At 68.5% G+C, this 17,709-nt stretch carries 21 protein-coding genes; 8 read left to right on the forward strand and 13 right to left on the reverse strand.

The features are described from left to right. Window positions 1–35: 35 nt before the first annotated feature. The 4 genes from ABQE89_RS03310 to ABQE89_RS03325 all read left to right on the forward strand — a co-directional run bounded on the left by ABQE89_RS03310 (window position 36) and on the right by ABQE89_RS03325 (window position 3,263). The gene (locus ABQE89_RS03310; RefSeq protein ID WP_448414073.1) at window positions 36–833 is read left to right on the forward strand and encodes a class I SAM-dependent methyltransferase; all 798 of its coding nucleotides are present in this window, start codon (window positions 36–38) and stop codon (window positions 831–833) included. Between the two features lie 20 nt (window positions 834–853). After that, complete coding sequence (locus tag ABQE89_RS03315) at window positions 854–2,332, forward strand: aldehyde dehydrogenase (RefSeq protein WP_448414075.1); 1,479 nt, start codon at window positions 854–856, stop codon at window positions 2,330–2,332. Between the two features lie 182 nt (window positions 2,333–2,514). Then, window positions 2,515–2,649, forward strand: a complete 135-nt coding sequence (locus tag ABQE89_RS03320; RefSeq protein WP_448414077.1) for a hypothetical protein — start codon at window positions 2,515–2,517, stop codon at window positions 2,647–2,649. Between the two features lie 38 nt (window positions 2,650–2,687). Further along, a complete protein-coding gene (locus ABQE89_RS03325; RefSeq protein ID WP_448414079.1) occupies window positions 2,688–3,263 on the forward strand; it encodes a TetR/AcrR family transcriptional regulator in 576 nt (191 codons plus the stop codon). On the opposite strand, the gene ABQE89_RS03330 is transcribed toward ABQE89_RS03325, so the two are convergent. From ABQE89_RS03330 to ABQE89_RS03355, 6 genes are all read right to left on the reverse strand, one after another. Further along, window positions 3,242–3,781, reverse strand: coding sequence for a dihydrofolate reductase family protein (locus ABQE89_RS03330; protein ID WP_448414081.1), 540 nt, complete (start codon window positions 3,779–3,781; stop codon window positions 3,242–3,244). The genes ABQE89_RS03325 and ABQE89_RS03330 overlap by 22 nt on opposite strands. A gap of 49 nt (window positions 3,782–3,830) precedes the next feature. Then, window positions 3,831–4,661, reverse strand: coding sequence for an arylamine N-acetyltransferase family protein (locus tag ABQE89_RS03335; RefSeq protein ID WP_448414083.1), 831 nt, complete (start codon window positions 4,659–4,661; stop codon window positions 3,831–3,833). Between the two features lie 3 nt (window positions 4,662–4,664). Further along, window positions 4,665–4,997, reverse strand: a complete 333-nt coding sequence (locus tag ABQE89_RS03340) for a DUF8129 domain-containing protein (RefSeq protein ID WP_448414085.1) — start codon at window positions 4,995–4,997, stop codon at window positions 4,665–4,667. An 11-nt stretch (window positions 4,998–5,008) separates the two neighbouring features. Beyond that, complete coding sequence (locus ABQE89_RS03345) at window positions 5,009–5,167, reverse strand: hypothetical protein (RefSeq protein ID WP_448414087.1); 159 nt, start codon at window positions 5,165–5,167, stop codon at window positions 5,009–5,011. Window positions 5,168–5,204: 37 nt separating this feature from the next. Continuing rightward, window positions 5,205–5,987: a crotonase/enoyl-CoA hydratase family protein gene (locus tag ABQE89_RS03350; protein ID WP_448414089.1), complete on the reverse strand. Its 783-nt coding sequence runs from the start codon at window positions 5,985–5,987 to the stop codon at window positions 5,205–5,207. Window positions 5,988–6,140: 153 nt separating this feature from the next. Further along, the gene (locus tag ABQE89_RS03355; protein ID WP_448414091.1) at window positions 6,141–7,331 is read right to left on the reverse strand and encodes a serine/threonine-protein kinase; all 1,191 of its coding nucleotides are present in this window, start codon (window positions 7,329–7,331) and stop codon (window positions 6,141–6,143) included. A gap of 92 nt (window positions 7,332–7,423) precedes the next feature. Between ABQE89_RS03355 and ABQE89_RS03360 the strand changes: the two genes are divergently transcribed. Both ABQE89_RS03360 and ABQE89_RS03365 read left to right on the forward strand, forming a co-directional pair. After that, on the forward strand, window positions 7,424–8,233 hold the full coding sequence (locus ABQE89_RS03360) for a lysophospholipid acyltransferase family protein (protein WP_448414093.1): 810 nt from the start codon (window positions 7,424–7,426) through the stop codon (window positions 8,231–8,233). Next, window positions 8,233–9,495 (forward strand): alpha/beta hydrolase, encoded by a 1,263-nt coding sequence (locus ABQE89_RS03365; protein ID WP_448414095.1) that lies wholly within the window; start codon window positions 8,233–8,235, stop codon window positions 9,493–9,495. Before ABQE89_RS03360 ends, ABQE89_RS03365 begins: the two co-directional genes overlap by 1 nt. Before the next feature lie 44 nt (window positions 9,496–9,539). Here ABQE89_RS03365 and ABQE89_RS03370 read toward each other — a convergent pair whose 3' ends face one another. Together ABQE89_RS03370 and ABQE89_RS03375 are read right to left on the reverse strand one after the other, a co-directional pair. After that, a complete protein-coding gene (locus tag ABQE89_RS03370; protein WP_448414097.1) occupies window positions 9,540–10,952 on the reverse strand; it encodes a WS/DGAT/MGAT family O-acyltransferase in 1,413 nt (470 codons plus the stop codon). A 24-nt stretch (window positions 10,953–10,976) separates the two neighbouring features. Then, the gene (locus tag ABQE89_RS03375; RefSeq protein ID WP_448414099.1) at window positions 10,977–12,200 is read right to left on the reverse strand and encodes an alpha/beta hydrolase fold domain-containing protein; all 1,224 of its coding nucleotides are present in this window, start codon (window positions 12,198–12,200) and stop codon (window positions 10,977–10,979) included. A gap of 177 nt (window positions 12,201–12,377) precedes the next feature. Here ABQE89_RS03375 and ABQE89_RS03380 point away from each other — a divergent pair, with 177 nt between their 5' ends. Further along, complete coding sequence (locus tag ABQE89_RS03380) at window positions 12,378–14,546, forward strand: acyl-CoA dehydrogenase family protein (RefSeq protein ID WP_448414101.1); 2,169 nt, start codon at window positions 12,378–12,380, stop codon at window positions 14,544–14,546. 4 nt (window positions 14,547–14,550) lie between these two features. Here the strand turns inward: ABQE89_RS03380 and ABQE89_RS03385 are convergent, their stop codons facing one another. The 5 genes from ABQE89_RS03385 to ABQE89_RS03405 are packed head-to-tail and all read right to left on the reverse strand — an operon-like array spanning window position 14,551 to window position 16,654. Continuing rightward, on the reverse strand, window positions 14,551–14,994 hold the full coding sequence (locus tag ABQE89_RS03385) for a hypothetical protein (RefSeq protein ID WP_448414102.1): 444 nt from the start codon (window positions 14,992–14,994) through the stop codon (window positions 14,551–14,553). Next, window positions 14,991–15,629 (reverse strand): helix-turn-helix transcriptional regulator, encoded by a 639-nt coding sequence (locus tag ABQE89_RS03390; RefSeq protein WP_448414104.1) that lies wholly within the window; start codon window positions 15,627–15,629, stop codon window positions 14,991–14,993. The genes ABQE89_RS03385 and ABQE89_RS03390 overlap by 4 nt, the downstream gene beginning before the upstream one ends. Next, complete coding sequence (locus ABQE89_RS03395; RefSeq protein ID WP_448414106.1) at window positions 15,629–15,901, reverse strand: DUF2249 domain-containing protein; 273 nt, start codon at window positions 15,899–15,901, stop codon at window positions 15,629–15,631. Before ABQE89_RS03395 ends, ABQE89_RS03390 begins: the two co-directional genes overlap by 1 nt. A gap of 48 nt (window positions 15,902–15,949) precedes the next feature. Then, window positions 15,950–16,141, reverse strand: coding sequence for a ferredoxin (locus tag ABQE89_RS03400; protein WP_448414108.1), 192 nt, complete (start codon window positions 16,139–16,141; stop codon window positions 15,950–15,952). Between the two features lie 39 nt (window positions 16,142–16,180). Continuing rightward, complete coding sequence (locus ABQE89_RS03405; protein WP_448414110.1) at window positions 16,181–16,654, reverse strand: hemerythrin domain-containing protein; 474 nt, start codon at window positions 16,652–16,654, stop codon at window positions 16,181–16,183. 155 nt (window positions 16,655–16,809) lie between these two features. On the opposite strand from ABQE89_RS03405, the gene ABQE89_RS03410 reads away from it, so the two are divergent. Then, the gene (locus ABQE89_RS03410; protein ID WP_448414112.1) at window positions 16,810–17,709 is read left to right on the forward strand and encodes an alpha/beta hydrolase; all 900 of its coding nucleotides are present in this window, start codon (window positions 16,810–16,812) and stop codon (window positions 17,707–17,709) included.

The following is a 17,709-nucleotide window of genomic DNA, read 5'->3' on the forward strand; positions in this document are numbered from 1 at the left end:
CCCGTCCACCCTAATGGCTGGCTACTGTTCGTCCGATGGCCGTCACCGACTCCTTCGCCCGCCGGGCCACGCTGTCGCGGTCATGGCGGTTGCTGCGCGAATTCCGCTTCGAGCAGACCCGGCCGGCCCGGTTCTACGGGGCGCTGGCCGCCGACACCGCCGCGATGGTGACCGATCTCTGGTCGGCCGCGACCGGTGACTCCCCGCACGGCCGCACGCTGCTCGACATCGGCGGCGGGCCCGGCTATTTCGCGGCCGCGTTCGCCGAGGCGGGCTTGGCGTACGTCGGCGTGGAACCCGACCCTGCAGAAATCCATCAGATGCACTCCGGGCCTGCCGCCGACCACACCGAGGCTGCCTATGTGCGCGCGTCCGGCCTGGCGTTGCCGTTCGCCGACGCCAGCGTGGACATCTGCCTGTCGTCGAATGTCGCCGAGCATGTGTCCCATCCGTGGCGGATGGGCCGCGAGATGCTGCGGGTCACCAGGCCGGGCGGTCTGGTGGTGCTGTCCTACACCGTGTGGCTGGGGCCGTTCGGCGGTCACGAGACCGGCATGTGGCATTACCTCGGCGGCGCCCGCGCGGCCGCACGGTATGCCCGCAGACACGGGCACCGGCCGAAGAACGACTACGGCTCGTCGTTGTTCGCCGTATCGGCCGCCGACGGGCTGCAGTGGGCGGCCAGCACCGGCGCACTGCTCGCCGCATTCCCCCGCTACCACCCTCGATGGGCCTGGTGGATGACCGACGTACCGGTGCTGCGCGAGTTCCTGGTGAGCAATCTGGTGCTGGTGCTGCGACCGCCGACTGGAACAGGTTCTACTTCCCGCTGATCGTGGGTAGTGTGACGGTCATGACACAGACCGTGGCTTCCAAGTATCGAACCGAGTGGGACAAGTTGTTCATCGGCGGCAAGTGGGTTGCGCCGTCCTCCTCGGAGGTCATCGAGGTGCGCTCACCGGCCACCGGCGACCTGGTGGGCAAGGTGCCGCTGGCGGTGGAGGCCGACGTCAACGCCGCGTGCGCGGCCGCGCGCAAGGCGTTCGACGAGGGGCCGTGGCCGCACATGTCGCCGCAGGAGCGGGCCGCGATCCTGGGCGCGGCGATCACGCTGATGGAGGAACGCGCCGACGAACTGAAGTTCCTGTTGGCCGCGGAGACCGGTCAGCCCCAGACCATCGTCGACATGATGCAGTACGGCGCGGCGATGTCGGCGTTCCAGTTCTACGCGGGCGCAGCGGACAAGTTCCATTGGAAGGAGATCCGCGACGGCGTGTACGGGCAGACCCAGGTGGTGCGCGAACCGATCGGTGTCGTCGGCGCCGTCACCGCATGGAACGTGCCGTTCTTCCTGGCCGCCAACAAGCTGGGCCCCGCGCTGCTGGCCGGATGCACGATCGTGCTCAAGCCCGCCGCGGAGACCCCGCTGTCGGTGTTCGCGATGGCCGAGATGTTCGCCGAGGCGGGCCTGCCCGAGGGCGTGCTGTCCATCGTGCCCGGCGGCGCCGAGACCGGCCGTGCCCTGACCGCCAGCCCCGAGTTGGACAAGTACACGTTCACCGGCAGCAGCGCGGTCGGCAAGGAGATCGCCAAGATCGCCGCCGACAACCTCAAGCCGTGCACGCTGGAGCTGGGCGGCAAGTCGGCGGCCATCATCCTCGAGGACGCCGACCTGGATTCCACGCTGCCGATGCTGGTGTTCTCCGGGCTGATGAACTGCGGGCAGGCCTGCGTCGGGCAGACTCGGATTCTGGCGCCGCGCTCGCGTTACGACGAGGTGGTGGACAAGGTGGCCGGCGCCGTGGCCGCGATGCCGGTCGGGCTGCCCGACGACCCGGCGGCCGCGGTCGGTCCGCTGATCTCCGAGACACAGCGTGAGCGCGTGGAGGGCTACATCAAGAAGGGTGTCGAGGAAGGCGCCCGCATCGTCACCGGCGGCGGCCGGCCCGAGGGCCTCGACAAGGGCTGGTTCGTGCAGCCGACGGTGTTCGCCGACGTCGACAACTCGATGACGATCGCGCAGGAGGAGATCTTCGGCCCGGTGCTCGCGGTCATCCCCTACGAGGACGAGGACGACGCGGTGCGCATCGCCAACGACTCGGTGTACGGCCTGGCCGGCAGCGTGTGGACCACGAACAACGAGAAGGCCATGGAGATCGCGTCGAAGATCCGCACCGGTACGTACGCGGTGAACATGTACGCGTTCGATCCGGTGGCCCCGTTCGGCGGATACAAGAACTCCGGCATCGGCCGCGAGAACGGCTGGGAAGGCATCGAGGCCTACTGCGAGCAGAAGAGCATCCTGCTGCCGTTCGGCTACACCCCCGAATAACCGCGGGCAGGCCCGGATTATGGTTTTCACCATAATCCGGGCCGGTCGCCCACTGCGCGATGGCAATTTCGCGCGGCGCTGTTCGTCCTGCTCACAGTCGCGCGCGCTGTGATTCGGAATACAAATGTTGCCCCGATGTGTTGCCGCTTCTATGGTTCAAGTCATAGAAAGGAAGGCAGCTCATGTGGATCGTTGAGCTCAACATCGCCGGTTGGCGCGTGACGCGCGAACTGCATATCCGGCGGTCCGCCTTCCGCAACGGTCCGCGCCGGCTGGGCTGGCGTGCGTCGCGGCTCCGGCAGACGGGCGCGATCTGACGACCGTCAAGGGTCGCCCCACCCGTATCTCGACCCGCATGAAAATGCTGATCAGCGCCGCCGAGGTACTGCGCGAGCGGGGGGCCGCCGGTGTCACGATCGACGAGGTGCTGGCTCGTAGCGGCGCCCCGCGCGGTTCGGTGTATCACCACTTCCCGCAGGGCCGAAGCCAGATCCTCACCGAGGCGCTGCAGTACGCGGGCGAGGAGATCACCGGGGTCATCGAGGAGGCCGCCGCCAACGGCGGCCTGCACCTGATCCGGCGGTTCGTCGCGTTCTGGCAGGAGATGCTGGTCGAAAGCGACTTCACGGCCGGATGTCCGGTGGTCGCGGCGGCGATCGGATCCGCCGACGTCGGGCCGCAGTTGACGACCGTCGCGGGCGCCATCTTCCGGCACTGGCGGGACGGGTTGACCCTGGCGTTCGTCGCGGACGGTTTCGAGGAGGCCGACGCCGCATCCCTGGCGATCATGTGCATCTCAGCCCTGGAAGGGTCGGTCGTGCTGTGCCGCTCCACCCGCACCGTGGACCCGTTGCGCGACGTCGCCAGCCAACTCGAATTCCTGATCAAGTCAAGGGAATTCGTCCGCCGCTACGGTATGCCGACGACCTGAGCGGCGCGCCACCTGGCGCAGACGAATTCGCCGTTGACGGCGGACTCCACCAACTTCCACTCCGAGCGAACGGGCAGCACCGGTGCGCCGCCGCCCAGTGAGCACGGCGCGTAGCTCACGATCATGTCGTCGATCAATTTCGCCGCCGCGAACTGCGCGGCCACGTCCCCACCGCCGACCACCCACACATCCCTGCCCGCCGCGGCGGACACCAGCCTCGGGTGCAGTTCCTCGACGTCGCCTGCGGCGATGTGCACGGGATGGTCCGCGGCGACGATGTGTGGGCGGCGGGTCAGCACCCACGACGGTTGCTCATACATCCACGGGCCGGGATGGTTGCGCACGATCCACTCGTAGGTGGCCGAGCCCATCACCACCGCGCCTATGGTCTTGATGAACTCGTCGTAGCCGAAGGGCCCGTCGGCCTCGATCGTGCGCGAGGTCAGCCAGTCCAGGCTGTCGGATTCGTCGACGATGTAGCCGTCGAGGCTGGCGGCGGTGTAATAGACGGTCGCCATCTCAGTTGCCCCTTCTCATCCAGTCCGGTAGTGGCTCACCGAGTATCCGTCAGCTGTCCAGCACCTCGCTGATCCGCGCCTCGACGTCATATCCCTTCAGGTCGGACAGGTCGATACCGAAGCGGTCGGTCAGCGCCGTCATCACCTGCGCTGCGCTGTCGAACCGGACGCGTTCGGTGTCGCCGTCACGGTGGATTGCCAGGTGGCGGCCACGCAGGTTCCAGCGGGCGTCGTCGGTGACCAGCGCCGCCGACAGCCCCACCACAAATCGTGAGCTGGGATGCGTTGAGACATACCAACTTCCGACCTCGAGGTCGATCTGCGGCTGCGGGCGGGCGGTGAAGGCGTACAGCGGCTGCCACTGCCCGCGGATCTGCGCCTGCAACAGCAGTCCGTCGGCATGGTCGACCAACCGGTAGGGCTCGTGGCGGGTCTGCTGCACCGGACCGGTTTCCAATCGGATCGGCGACGAGAGGGTCTGACCGCCGAACCCGACGTCGACCAACCACTGTCCTGGTGTACCGGGCACCGTCACCGCCAGCGTCTCGTGGGTCTGCGCGGGCAGCGTGCCGGAGGTGTTCATCCACAACACCCGGCCGCCCAGGCGCTGTACTCCAAAGCCCAACTGGGCCAACACGTAACCCATCACGCCGTTCTGCTCGAAGCAGTATCCGCCACGGTGCCGGTGCACGAGTTTGTCGAAGAGCGCCGCCGCGCCGAGGTCGGCGACCGGGATGCCCAGCAGCGGGTCGAGGTTCTCGAACGGGATGGACCGGTTGTGTGCGGCCACCACGGCGTGGAGTGTGTCGACGGTGGCCTCGGTCGGCCCGGTGTGCCCGATGCGCGCGCAGTACGCGCCGATGTCGACTCCCGCGCTCACCGGCTACCGACGGCCACGGGAGGGTGTCTGCGCGGCCATGCCGTGACGAAGCGGGGTGCCGGGCTCGGCGGCCGTCGACTCCTGTACCTGCGAGCCACCGGAGGTTCCGCTCACGCCGGGGGCATTGGCCTGGTCGCCGCCTGACGGTTCGGCACCGTGCCGCAGATCCCTGAGCCGAGCGTGCACCACCTCGAGCACCGGAATGCGGTTGCCGTGGGCGGTTTCGTGCTCGAACACCCGCTGCAGCTGGGCCTCGTCGAGCGAGCGGATGCGGTGCCGCAGGTCGGTCAACGGCAGCTGGTCGTAGTCCGGAATGGGAAGGTCGCTGTGCGACATGCACGGTCTCCTTACAGGTGAGGTAGGCCGTCGACCGGTGTCGGCGACCCCTCGGCCTGTCGGCCGCGCACGAAAACGACCGCGGCCACGACGGCGCCGACGCCGGCCAGCAGCAGGATCGGCCCCGCTGCGCGCTTTCGCACGCGCCGCAGTGGGGCCGAGGTGGTCACGCCACTCGGTTGCCCACCCCGGCGGTCGGAGAAACCCTCAGGTGCCCGTCCACTTCGGCGCGCGCTTCTCGGCGAACGCGATCGCGCCTTCCTTGGCGTCGTTCGACGTGAACACCGGAGCCATGATCTTGCCCTGTTCGGCCCACATCTCGTCCGGGCTCCAGCCGCGCGCCTCGACGATGATGCGCTTGGTCGCGGCGACCGCCAGCGGCCCGTTCGCGGTGATCTTCTCGGCCAGCGCGATCGCGGCCTCGAGCGCCTGGCCCGGTTCGGCCAGCGCGTTGACCATGCCGAGTTCATGGGCCCGCACGGCGGGCAGATTCTCACCGGTCAACGCCAGTTCCATCGCGATCGCGTACGGGATGCGCTGGGGCAGCCGCAGCAGCCCGCCGCCGCCGGCGACAAGTCCACGCTTGACCTCGGGGATGCCGAAGGCGGACTCCTTGGACGCCACGATTAGGTCGGTGGCCAGCGCCAGTTCGGTGCCGCCGGCCAGCGCGAAGCCTTCCACCGCGGCGATCAGCGGCTTGTTCGGCGGACGCTCGGTGAAGCCCAGACCGCGGCCCTCGATCGCGACGTTCTCGCCGCGGGCGAACGCCTTGAGGTCCATCCCCGCGCAGAACGAGCCACCGGCTCCGGTCAGGACGCCGACCGACAGGTCCTTGTCGCCGTCGAGTCGGTCCATCGCGTCGGCCAACGCCTGGCTCACCGCGGCGTTGACGGCGTTGCGGGCCTCGGGTCGGTTGATGGTGATGATCAGGATCCGGTCGCGCTGCTCGACCAGGACGGGCTGCTGGGTCCCTGTGGTTTCGTTGCTCACGCCGTGATCGTAACGAGCGCGACACCCGTCAAGCCGAGCGGTCGGTCGTCGCCGACCGGGAGGCGGTTGTGCCCGGTCTGCGCGGGTCGGCAAAGACAGTTCGGTCGGCGAGCGCCGTAGGGGCGGTCGGTGACCGGCCGGCCGATCGCGTCGCTAATCTCCCCTGCCGTTGCCGTTGCCGCGGTTGCCGGCGTTGCCGTGACCACGGCCGTTGCCGGGGCCCTGGTCCTCCCCTTTCTTCTTTTTCGGGCCCTTCGGGGGCTCCTGCACTGGAGCAGCACTCGACGACGGCGGTGGCGGTGGCGGAGGCGGAGGCGCGAGGGCGGTGGTGCTGGTGCCGATCGGCTCCGGGGCTTGCGTGGTCGTCGACGGATCGAGGGCGAGCGCCAGCACCGCGACCACGAGACCGACGAATGCGGCCGCGGCCACGAGCAGTTTGCGTTCCCGACTCATGGGTCGGCGGCGGGTGGGCGGGGGAACGAAGTAGTTCGCCGACGGCGCCAGCGGTTGGGCGAGCACCTTGGTCGCGGGCCGCGCGGGCTGGCCGTCGAGTGCGTCGCGCATCGCCGCTGCACCGGGAAATCGCATACCGGGGTCACGGGCCATCGCCCGGTCGATCGCCGCGGCCAGCGCCGGATCGGCGTCGGGACGAGCGAGGGCGACCGGTAACGGCGGGGCGTCGAGGATGGCGTGCAGCAGGGCGGCGGGATTCTCCTGCGGAAACGGTCGGCGACCGGTGAGCGCCTCGTAGGCCATCACGCCCACGGCGTAGATGTCGTCGGCGGTCGAAGCCGGCGCACCCGCCACCCGCTCGGGGCTCATGTAGGCCATGGTCCCGACGATCTGGCCGGTCGCGGTGTGCGCGGCGCCTGCGGTCTTGGCGATCCCGAAGTCGGCGACCTTCATAGCGCCGCTGTCCCCGGCGATCAGCACGTTGCCCGGTTTGATGTCACGGTGCACGACGCCCGCGGCGTGCGCAACGCCCAGCGCCCCGAGGACGTCGGCAAGCATCGAGTGCACCCGCTGCGGCGGCATCGGGCCGGCGGCGATCTCGTCGGCCAGGGTCCGGCCGGGCAGGCGCTCCATCACGATGAACGGGACGCCGTCGTGCTCGCCGTAGTCGTGCACCGCCACGATGTGCGGATGGTTGAGCGCCGCGGCGGCCCGCGCCTCGTCGGCGAATCTGCGACGCGCCACGGCGTCGCCCGTGAACGCCGGGTACAGCAGCTTGACCGCGACCGGCCTGTTGAGGCGGGTGTCCCAGCCGTCGAGGACCTCGGCCATACCGCCGCGGCCCAGAACGGTCCGCAACTCGTAGCGGCCCACAAGCGATTCGGGGGCCATGGCCCTAACGTAGCCGGGTGGGTGCCGCGCCAAACGTGCCGCCGAACCGGTAAACTAGAACACGTTTCAATTCTGCTGCGAGGGGACCGCCCGTGACCGCGACCGACAGCGAGCGCTCGGAGCTCACCCAGTGGGATCCCGAGCTCACCGAGCGGGTGATGGGCGTGACCCGGCCGTTCCTCAAGCGCTACTTCCGCTCGCAGGTGCACGGACTCGAGAACGTGCCCGCCGGCGGTGCGCTGCTGGTGTGCAACCACTCCGGCGGGATGCTGCCGATGGACGTGCCGATCCTGGCCGCCCATTTCTACGAACAACACGGGTACCGCCGGCCGCTGTACACGCTCAGCCACGACATGCTGATGACGGGACCGACCGGGGATTTCTTCCGCAAGATCGGCTACATCAGCGCCAACCACTCCAACGCCGACGCGGCGTTGCGCTCCGGCGGGCTGGTGGTGGTGTTCCCTGGCGGAGACTACGACGTGTACCGGCCGACCTTCAGCGAGAACGTCATCGATTTCGGTGGCCGCACCGGCTACATCAAGGCCGCCCTGAACGCGGGGGTGCCGATCGTGCCCGCGGTCGGCATCGGCGGTCAGCAGACCCAGATCTTCCTCTCCCGCGGCACGTGGCTGGCCAAACGCCTGGGGCCGATCGCGCGGCTGGCGCGAACCAAGATCGTGCCGATCTCGTTCGGCTTCCCCTTCGGGTTGAGCGTGGTGATACCTCCCAACATCCCGCTGCCCGCCAAGATCGTGATGCGGGTGCTGCCGCCGGTCGACATCGTCGCGGAGTTCGGCAAGAGCCCCGACATCGACGAGGTCGACGCCCATGTTCGCCATCTCATGCAGCGCGCGCTGGACGAACTGGCCGCCGAGCGCCGGCTGCCGGTGCTCGGCTGATGCGGCGCTTTGCGCTGCCGCGGGCCATCGCGGAATTCGTCAACGCGGCCAACGGGGTGCGGCCCATCGCGCGGGAGGGGTACATCACCCTTCCGGTGTTCGCGTTCGGCTGGCCGACGACCGAGGCTGCACCGCTGTATCTGGTCGGCTCGATCCTGGATGCGATCCGGCGCGCGATCCGCGGTGACTTCCGCGGTGCCGGTGGGCGAATTGCGTTGGTGCTCACGGCGATCTCGTGGGCGTTGCTCGGCCTCATCATGTACCGCAACGCGACGTCGCGACGCTACTTCGAGGAACCGTTGCGCGAAACGCTGGGCGAGGACTACGAGTCGATCGCTGCGCAGTCACAGCCGGCGCGCCGGCGTCGCGCCCTCGTCGGTGTGCCGCCGAACGAGTTGATCCGGCGGCGCTACGTGGAGTGGGCCGACACCGTTCAGTACGGGCCGCATCCGCGGGTCAACCACGCCGACATCTGGCGGCGCGCGGATCTGCCCCGCGACGGTAAGGCACCGGTGCTGCTGCAGGTCCCGGGCGGCGCCTGGGCGATCGGCATGCGGCGGCCCCAGGCCTATCCGCTGTTGAGCCACCTGGCCGACCGCGGATGGGTGTGCGTGTCGATCGACTATCGCGTCAGCCCGCGGCACACCTGGCCGGCCCACATCGTCGACGTCAAGCGCGCACTGGCCTGGATCAAGGAGAACATCGCCGACTACGGCGGCGACCCGAATTTCGTGGCGATCACCGGCGGGTCGGCGGGTGGACACCTGTCGTCGCTGGCGGCGCTCACCTTCGACGACCCGCAGTGGCAACCGGGATTCGAGCACATCGACACCTCCGTCGCGGCGGCCGTGCCGATCTACGGCCGCTACGACTGGGTGTCCGCACGCGGGACGGGCCGCCGCGAATTCATCGCATTTCTGCAGAAATTCGTCGTGAAGAAGCGCATCACCGAAAACCGGCAAACCTATGTCGACGCATCGTCGATCCGGCGGGTGCGGCCCGATGCGCCACCGTTTTTCATCCTGCACGGCCAGGACGACTCGATCATCCCGGTGCAGGAGGGCCGCGACTTCGCCGAGGCGCTGCGCAAGGTGTCGAACTCCACGGTGGTCTACGCCGAGATCCCGCACGCCCAGCACGCCTTCGACTTCTACGGGTCACCCCGGGCGCACTACACCGCGCAGGCCGTGGAGAAGTTCCTGTCCTGGGTGCACGCCAGACATACAGCATCCCTGCGCCGAGCAGACGCCAAAACCCCCTAATTGCCTCAATTTTAGGGGTGTTCGCGTCTGCTCGCGGGGAATGATTACTGGGCCATCGCCGATTCGACGACCGTGAGTTCCTCGGGAAGGCCTGCGGCGCGGCGGATCTCGACGAAGGCGTCGATCATCGCGTCGGTCAGCTCGTGTGGATCCGACAGCGTGGCACCGTCGGTCAGCACCGAGATGTTGAGTTGGTCGACGTAGCTCCACACCGTGATGTTCAGCCCGCTACCGGTGGTGAGCGGGCCGACCGAGTAGATCTCGGTGACCAGCGCGCCGCCCACCCGTCCGGGTTCACGCGGTCCCGGCACGTTGGAGATCGGAATGTTGAGCACCTTGTTCTGGCCGTCCTTTTCGCCCAGCCACCGAAACAACCGCTCCGCGGGCGCCGGCGGCAGATAGGCCGACCACCTGCTGACGAGTTCGGGCCCGAGCAGGTGGTGTGCCTCCTTGGCGTCCACCGCACCGTCGTGCACGGCCTGCACTCGCTGCAGCGGGTCCGCGAGGTGCACGGGCACCACCATCATCACACCGGAGAACCGGTTGCCCGAGATGCGCTCGGGTGAGAAGTCGAAACTGACCGGGACCGACGCCAACAGCGGGTGGTCGGCGCGCCCGTCGTATTTCACCGACAGCTGCCGCAACGCCCCAGCGGAGATGGCCAACACCATGTCGTTGATCGTCACGCCCAGATGCTTGGCGGTCTTCTTCACATCATCGAGAGCCAGTGTGGCGGTGGCGAATCGGCGCACAGCGTCGACGCGGTGGTTCATGAACGACGGGGGCGGGGTGAACGGGCGGGTCAACTCCGGGGACAGCTTGCGCGCGCTCTTGCGCACCCGTCGCACCCCCTGGGCGGTGTAGCGCATCACCCCCGGCAGTCGGCCGATCTGGCGCATGTGGTCGGCGAACGCGGTGCGCACCAACTCCGAGCGGGCCGGCGCGGGATCCGTGGCATAGGAGTCCCGGTCGGGCCCGGCCTGCAGATCCATCCCGCGGGCCAGCAGGTTGGCCGACGCGACGCCGTCGGCGAGGGCGTGATGAATCTTGCCCAGCACCGCGATCCGGCCGTCGGCGAGACCTTCGATGAAGTACATCTCCCACAGTGGCCTGCTGCGGTCCAGCGGCGTGCTGGCGATCCGGCCGACCGCGTCGTCGAGTTGACGGCGCCCGCCCGGTGCGTCCACGCGGTAGGGCCGGACGTGGTAGTCGAGGTCGACTTCGCAGTTCTCCCGCCACATCGGATGATGGAACTTGAACGGGATGTCGACGAGTTCGTAGCGGAACGGGTCGAGCTTGTAGAGCCTGCCGTGGATGACCTCGCGAAATTCATCGACACCGAACTTGCGGCCGCGCAACTCGGAGATGTCGATCACCGCGAGCTTGAGGGTGTGCATGTGCACGGCCGGCGTCTCGCTGTACAGCAGGAGGGCGTCCCAGCCGCTGAGCCTCTTCAACAACCACCTCCTACTCGAAGCGGCCTAGATGACCTTCTTCGCGCCGATCAGCGACCGGTTTCGGTGAATCTGGTTGAGGAACAGACCGATTGCGGTCGCCGTCGACCCGGTGCGCGCTCCGTCGATCATGTCGAAACCGTGCCCGGCGCCGGGCAACTCCACGTAGCTGACCACCGAACGCGATGCCGCGCGCAGCCGTTCGACGAACACGCGGGCCTGCGCGACGGGGATGACGGAGTCGGCCGAGCCGTGGATCACCAGGAACGGCGGCGCGTCGGCGTGGACCTGCGCGATCGGCGAGGCCATGCGGAAGATGTCGGGGTGCTTGGCCGACCGGCGACCGACAACGACCCGCTCCAGGAAGTCCATGAACCGCGCCCGCTCCGCGGTCGAGCGGTCCTCCCAGTCGTAGCGGCCGTACACGCCGATGACCGCGTCCACCGAGGTGTCCGAGCCCTCCGCCAATTCGTCCTGCATCTCTGGATGGTTGGCGGTCAGACCGGCCAGCGCTGCGAGATGGCCACCGGCCGAGGTGCCCGCGATCGTGACGAAATTGCGGTCGCCGCCGAACTTGTCGACGTTCGCCCGCGCCCATGCGATGGCGGTCTTGACGTCGGTGAGATGCGCGGGCCACCTGTGGTGCGGGGCGACCCGGTAGTCGATGGACAGGCACACCCAGCCCTGCTCGGCCAGGTGCGACAGCAACGCGTAGCCCTGCAGCATGCGGCTGCCGTGCACCCATGCCCCGCCGGGAACGAAGATCAGCACCGGAGCGGGTTCGACGGGCAACTCCTTGGGCCGCCAGACGTCGAGCAGTTGCGACGGCAGCGGGCCGTAGCGCACCGAGCTGCGATACACGTTGCGCCGGTGTTCGCGCATCTTCCACAACGGCGGCATGCGCTCGGGCCGCGGCCACTCGATGTCGAGGTCGGTGGCGTTGACGATTCCGCGCAGCGCGGCGTCGGTGACGGCGTGGGTGCTGCCGACCTCGGTGCGCCGCAGTTCGGCGTTGCCCGGGCTAAGCCACGATTTCGCCGTCGCGCCGAAAAATTCGGGTAGATGACGGTATCCCCACACGCTCATGGCCGCCGCGGCGCCAAGCGGCTCAAGATGTTTCCCGATGACGGGCAGGGAGGCCGACGCCACGCTCATCGCGAGCATGTAGTCGGCGGGCCGGGCCCTCAGCAACCATTCCGCACGGCTCATCAGAGTCGGCCCGGGGTAGCGGGTATCCGGTCGCACCGTCATTTCGCGACTGTACCCCGGCCCCCGAATTCCAAACGACAACATCGGGGAAGTGTCTACCGGTGACATTTTCAAGATCAGATGTGACCGCCGTCACGTATGTGCTGACCTGGGCGGATGACTACCGTTAGGCATCCAGCGCCGAAAAACGCCTGCCGACCGTAGACAAGGACGTCCACCGTGAGCAAGTCAGCCCTTGCCATCACCGAAGAACACACCGACCTCGCCGATGCGGCGTTCGGCCAGCTCAGCCGGGTGAACAGCCGCGCGGCCGCCCGCGCGACGCTGGAGGACGGACCGTCGCATCCCGCCGAGATCTGGCGGGGCGCCGCCGAGCTGGGCTGGACCGGGTTGGCCGTCGCCGAAGAACACGGCGGGTCGGGATTCGGGCTCGCCGAGTTGGCCGTCGTCCTAGAGGCCCAGGGCCGCGAACTGTGCCCCGGCCCCTTTCTGCCGACCGTGGCCACCGCGGTGGTCATCGACCGGTGCGCATCGGATGCCGTTCGCGCCCAGTTGCTTCCGGGGTTGGCCGACGGCAGTACCGTCGGCGCGCTGGCCGTCTCGGGCGGGCTGAGCGTCGGGTCCGACCTGACGGTCGCCGGTGAGGTTCCGGCCGTGCTGGGCGCACCCGACGCCGACCTGTTCGCGCTCGTGGCCGGAGACGACGTCGTGCTGCTCGACGCCGCCGCCGAGGGCGTCGTCGTCACCGCACTCGAGTCGCTGGACACCACCCGCAGCATCGGGTCGGTGTCGCTGCGGGCAGTTCCCGTCGCCGAGGACCGCGTGCTGCGCGGCGCCGCGCGCAAGGCGCTCACGGTGTTCCGCATCCTGGCCTCGGCGGAGGCGGTCGGCGTGGCCTGGGCCAGCCTGGAGATGGCGGTCGAGTACGCCAAGGTCCGCGAGCAGTTCGGCCGCACCATCGGCACGTTTCAAGCGGTCAAACATCATGCGGCCAACATGCTGGTCAATGCGGAGCAGACCACCGCGGCGGCCTGGGACGCAGCGCGCGCCGACGACCTGGACAGCGCCTGGTTTGCCGCCGCCGTCGCCGCCTCGCACGCCGTGCGCACGCAGGTCTTCAACGCACAGAACAACATTCAACTGCACGGCGGTATCGGCTTCACCTGGGAGCATGACGCGCACCTGTATCTGCGGCGAGCCCGCACGCTGGCCGCGCTGATGACCGAAGGGGCCGACCCGCTCGTCGACGTCGTCGAGGCACAACGCAGTGGACAGGCTCACGGCGCCTCGTTCACCCTGCCGGTTGAGGCCGAGAGATACCGCGAGCAGGCGCGCGAGGCCGTCTCCACGCTGCGCAGCCTGCCCGCCGACAAGCGGCGGGACTTCCTCGTCGACTCCGGCTATCTGGTGCCGCACTGGCCCAAACCGTGGGGGCGCGCGGCCGACGTGCTCGAACAATTGGTGATCGAGGAGGAGTTCAGCGGCGTCGAGCGCCCCGATATGGGGATTACCGGGTGGGTGACGCTGACCATCGCCCAGGCGGGCACCGACGACCAGCGGGAGCGTTGGGTGGAACCCGTGCTGCGCGGCGAGGTGCTGTGGTGCCAGCTGTTCTCCGAACCCGGCGCCGGATCGGACGCCGCGGCCGTGCGGACCGCGGCCAAGAAGGTCGACGGCGGCTGGCGGGTCACCGGGCAGAAAGTGTGGACCAGCCTGGCCCACCAGTGCCAGTGGGGTCTGGCCACCGTACGCACCGACCCCGACGCCCCCAAGCACGCCGGCGTGACGATGATGGCGATCGACATGAAAGCCCCTGGCGTGACAGTCAATCCGCTGCGGGGATTGACCGGGCACGCTCACTTCAACGAGGTCTTCTTCGATGACGTCTTCGTTCCGGACGCCGATGTGGTCGGCGACGTGAACAAGGGCTGGCTGGTGGCGCGGGCCACGCTGGGCAACGAGCGCATCTCGATCGGCGGCGGCTCCGGCGGCGCCACCGGATTCACCGCCGACCAGTTGATGAAGCTGCTGGACAATGCGCCGCCCGACACCGCGGCGCACCACCTGCGTCAGGCCGGCGAGGCGTTCGCCGAGGCGCATACGCTGCGGCTGCTGAACCTGCGCCGAATCACCCGCGCCATCGCCGGGTCCGAACCGGGGCCGGAGGGCAACGTCACCAAGCTGCTGGTGGCCGAGGCGGGTCAGCGGATGACGGAGTTGGGCCTGGCGCTGGCCGGGACCGCGGCCGTCGTCGGGCAGACCCCGATGCTGACGCTTGCCTACCTCGGTAACCGGGCCATGACGATTGCGGGCGGCACGTCGGAGATCACCAGGAACACGATCGCCGAGCGCATTTTGGGGCTCCCCCGTGATCCCTTGCTGAAATGAGACGTCACGTCGCCAGCAGCGCGATCCCACCGACGATCAGCGCGATGACCTTCACCGATTCCAGCGCGACGTAGGCGTAGTGCACCCGTGACCGCTTTTGCCCGGCCGGGCTCACCGCGGGCGGAGTGGACAGCACGGCGTCGGATCGGCGGTTCAGCGCGGGCCGAACCGCCACCAGTTGAGCGACCAGCATCAGGATCGCTGCGCCGAGCGCGATGCAGGCCAGCGTCGAGGGCCGGCCGATCACGACGGCGATCACCACGATCACCGCCATCGCGGCTTCGATCGAGTTGAGCGCGCGAAACACCAAGCGGCCGATGCCGAGGCCCACCTGCAGGGATACCCCCGGGGCGCGGAACTTCAGCGGGGCCTCGATGAAGGAGATCGCCACCACCATGCCCAGCCACACGAACACGACCGCGACGGCGACCGCAAGCGCGGCGCTCACGACGACCGCCCCTTCGGCGCCAGACCCGCCACGCAGAGATCGGGCTCGGCGAACGGGATCAACGCGTCCACGGTGACCGGCGCCTCCCAGGCCGCCAGGGCACCTTGCATGAGCCCGAGATGCACGGGGCAGATGACGTCGCGCCGGCTGTCCGCGAGTTCCAGAAACGGGCAATTGCGAAGTGCGATTTCGCCGAGATCGTGGTCATCCAAGCGTCTTTCGGGGGCAAAGCCCATCTCCGCGAGCAGCGCGGTGAGCTTGTCGATGGCCTTCTTCTCGTCCGGGGCGGCGGCCGCGGGCGCATGATTTTTCGCCCATGCCCGACCGGCCGCGACCGCCCTGCCCGCCGGATCACGTTGACGCGCCAACGCATCCGCGAGGACAGCAGCCAGCATCCGGTAGTCGCGCGGACCGTCCGGGTCCATGCCTGTGGTCGCCCGGAACATCAACGGTGGGCGCCCGGGTTTGGCACGGCTGGGCTTGATGGTCTCGACCCGACCACTCTTGGCCAGCGCCTCCAGATGAAAGCGCGCGGTGTTCGGATGAACCGCCAGTCGCTCGGCCACCTCGACGATGCTCAGGGCCCGATCCGCGTCACGCAGCGCGGCCAACACGTCCTCACGTCGTCCAGTCATCATCCCTCCCTCAGTGGCAGTTCGGCCATCCGGGGAGCGGGCGCGGAGAGTTTGGAGATACGGATACGCCACACCCGCGGCCCCGACTCCACGTACTGCCACCCGTAACTACCCGCGTAGTCGGCTTCGAACTCCTCCCGCAGATGCTTCGGGTCGTGGTTGTTCACCAGGACGAAACCGCTTCCGGGCCGCACATGCTCGAAGGCCGCGAAGATCGCCGGGTGCTTGTCGGGCTTCGGCAGTCCACGCACGTCGAGTTCCTGCTCCGCCATATCAGCCTCCAAGTGTTTTGACAGTCCTTGCCTGGATGAACATCACCGTCAGTCGATGCGGGACAACGCCACCCGCGGACACTCGGCGATGGCCTTTTCGCAGCGATCCTGGTACTCGGCCGGGATCGGGTCGAGCAACACGACCGAATAGTCGTCTTCGTCGAGTTCGAACACCTCCGGGGCGTACTTCACGCATATCGCGTTGCCCTCACAGCGATCCCTGTTCACCGCGATGCGCATGGCTCCTCCTGTGTGGTCTCGGGTTGCCCCATGGCGGTCTCATTCCCTGGCGTGCTGGCACACCCAGCCCTCGGGCGTGCGACCGGTCTCGATGAACCGGCTCAGTTCTGCTTTTGTCTGCGCGGGCAGCGCGGTCTCGACATGCGGATAGACGACCGGTTCTTCCTTGGAATTGTGTTGCTGCAGTTGGGCAAGCAACCCAGCGCAGCCGTCTGCCAGGCGCTGCACGTCGGCCGGGGCGGCCAGCAGATCCCTCAGGGCGTCCATCGTGCGCCACATCTCGCCGTGTTCGCGCATCATCACAAAGATGGGCATCACCAGCCCGGCCTCGCGGATCGGCGGAAACATCAACACCTCTTCGAGGTAGATGTGGCGGCGCAGCGCGTCGAGCGCGGTTTCCAGAAGCCGAGGACGGACCTCACCCTCACCGAGGCGATCCACGAACGCCTCGATGCCGGCGTCGATTTCACGGTGCTCACGCTCGAGTGCGATATCCGGCGCCAGGCTGTGCATCGCGCGGTCCTCCTGCCTCGATCAGCTCGAGTGGTCGGCTGGTGCACAGAGTTTATACGAAAGAGATATGTAAAAACTAGACCGATCTTGGTCACAAGTCGCCGGGAATGTGCGGTCGCGGGGTTCGGACGGCCGCAGACGGCAATACTGGTCGCGTGCCCTCCGTCGAGTTCCATCCCGATCTGCGCCGCGTCGCGCGGTATGTGCCCAAACAAGTCTTCACGCCCGTCACGTTCCCGCTCGTCCGGATGGCCACCCGCGTCATGTGGCGCCGGGTGCCCAAGGACATCCAGGCGTTGACCCTGGCCTCCGGTGTCCGGGTGCGGTTGTTCGCCCCGCCTCCCGGCGCCGGGATGGGGGCGGCCCTGTTGTGGATTCACGGCGGGGGCTACATCATCGGCCATGCCGGTCAGGACGACGTGCTGTGCAGGCGATTCGCTCGAGAACTCGGAATCACCGTCGCCTCAGTCGATTACCGGCTGGCGCCGGAGAATCCCTATCCGGCGCCCGTCGAGGACTGCTACTCGGCGCTGACCTGGCTGGCGGAGTTGCCGTCGGTGGACCGCGACAGGGTCGCCATCGGCGGCGCCAGCGCGGGCGGTGGGCTGGCCGCGACGCTGGCGCTGTGGGCCCGCGACCGCGGCGAGGTGTCCCCGGCGGCGCAACTGCTGGCCTATCCGATGCTCGACGACCGCACCATCGGCGGCGGTCTGGACCACCCCGGGCACCGGCTGTGGAATCAGACCTTGAACAAATTCGGGTGGTCGGCCTATCTCGGCGATGCCGATCCGGAGGCGGCGGTGCCTGCGCGTCGCTCCGATCTCAGTGGGCTGCCGCCCGCGTGGATCGGGGTGGGCACCCTGGATCTGTTCCACGACGAGGACCTGGCCTACGCCGAACGGCTGAAGGCCGCCGGGGTGGCCTGCGAGGTCGAGGTGATCAAGGGCGCGTTCCACGGTTTCGACGGGATCGCCCCCAAAGCCACGGTGTCTCAGGACTTCTTCGGTAGTCAGTGCGCGATGCTGCGTCGGGCGCTGGCCCCGGCGGTGGCCTGA

The organism is Mycolicibacterium sp. XJ1819 (assembly GCF_053483675.1).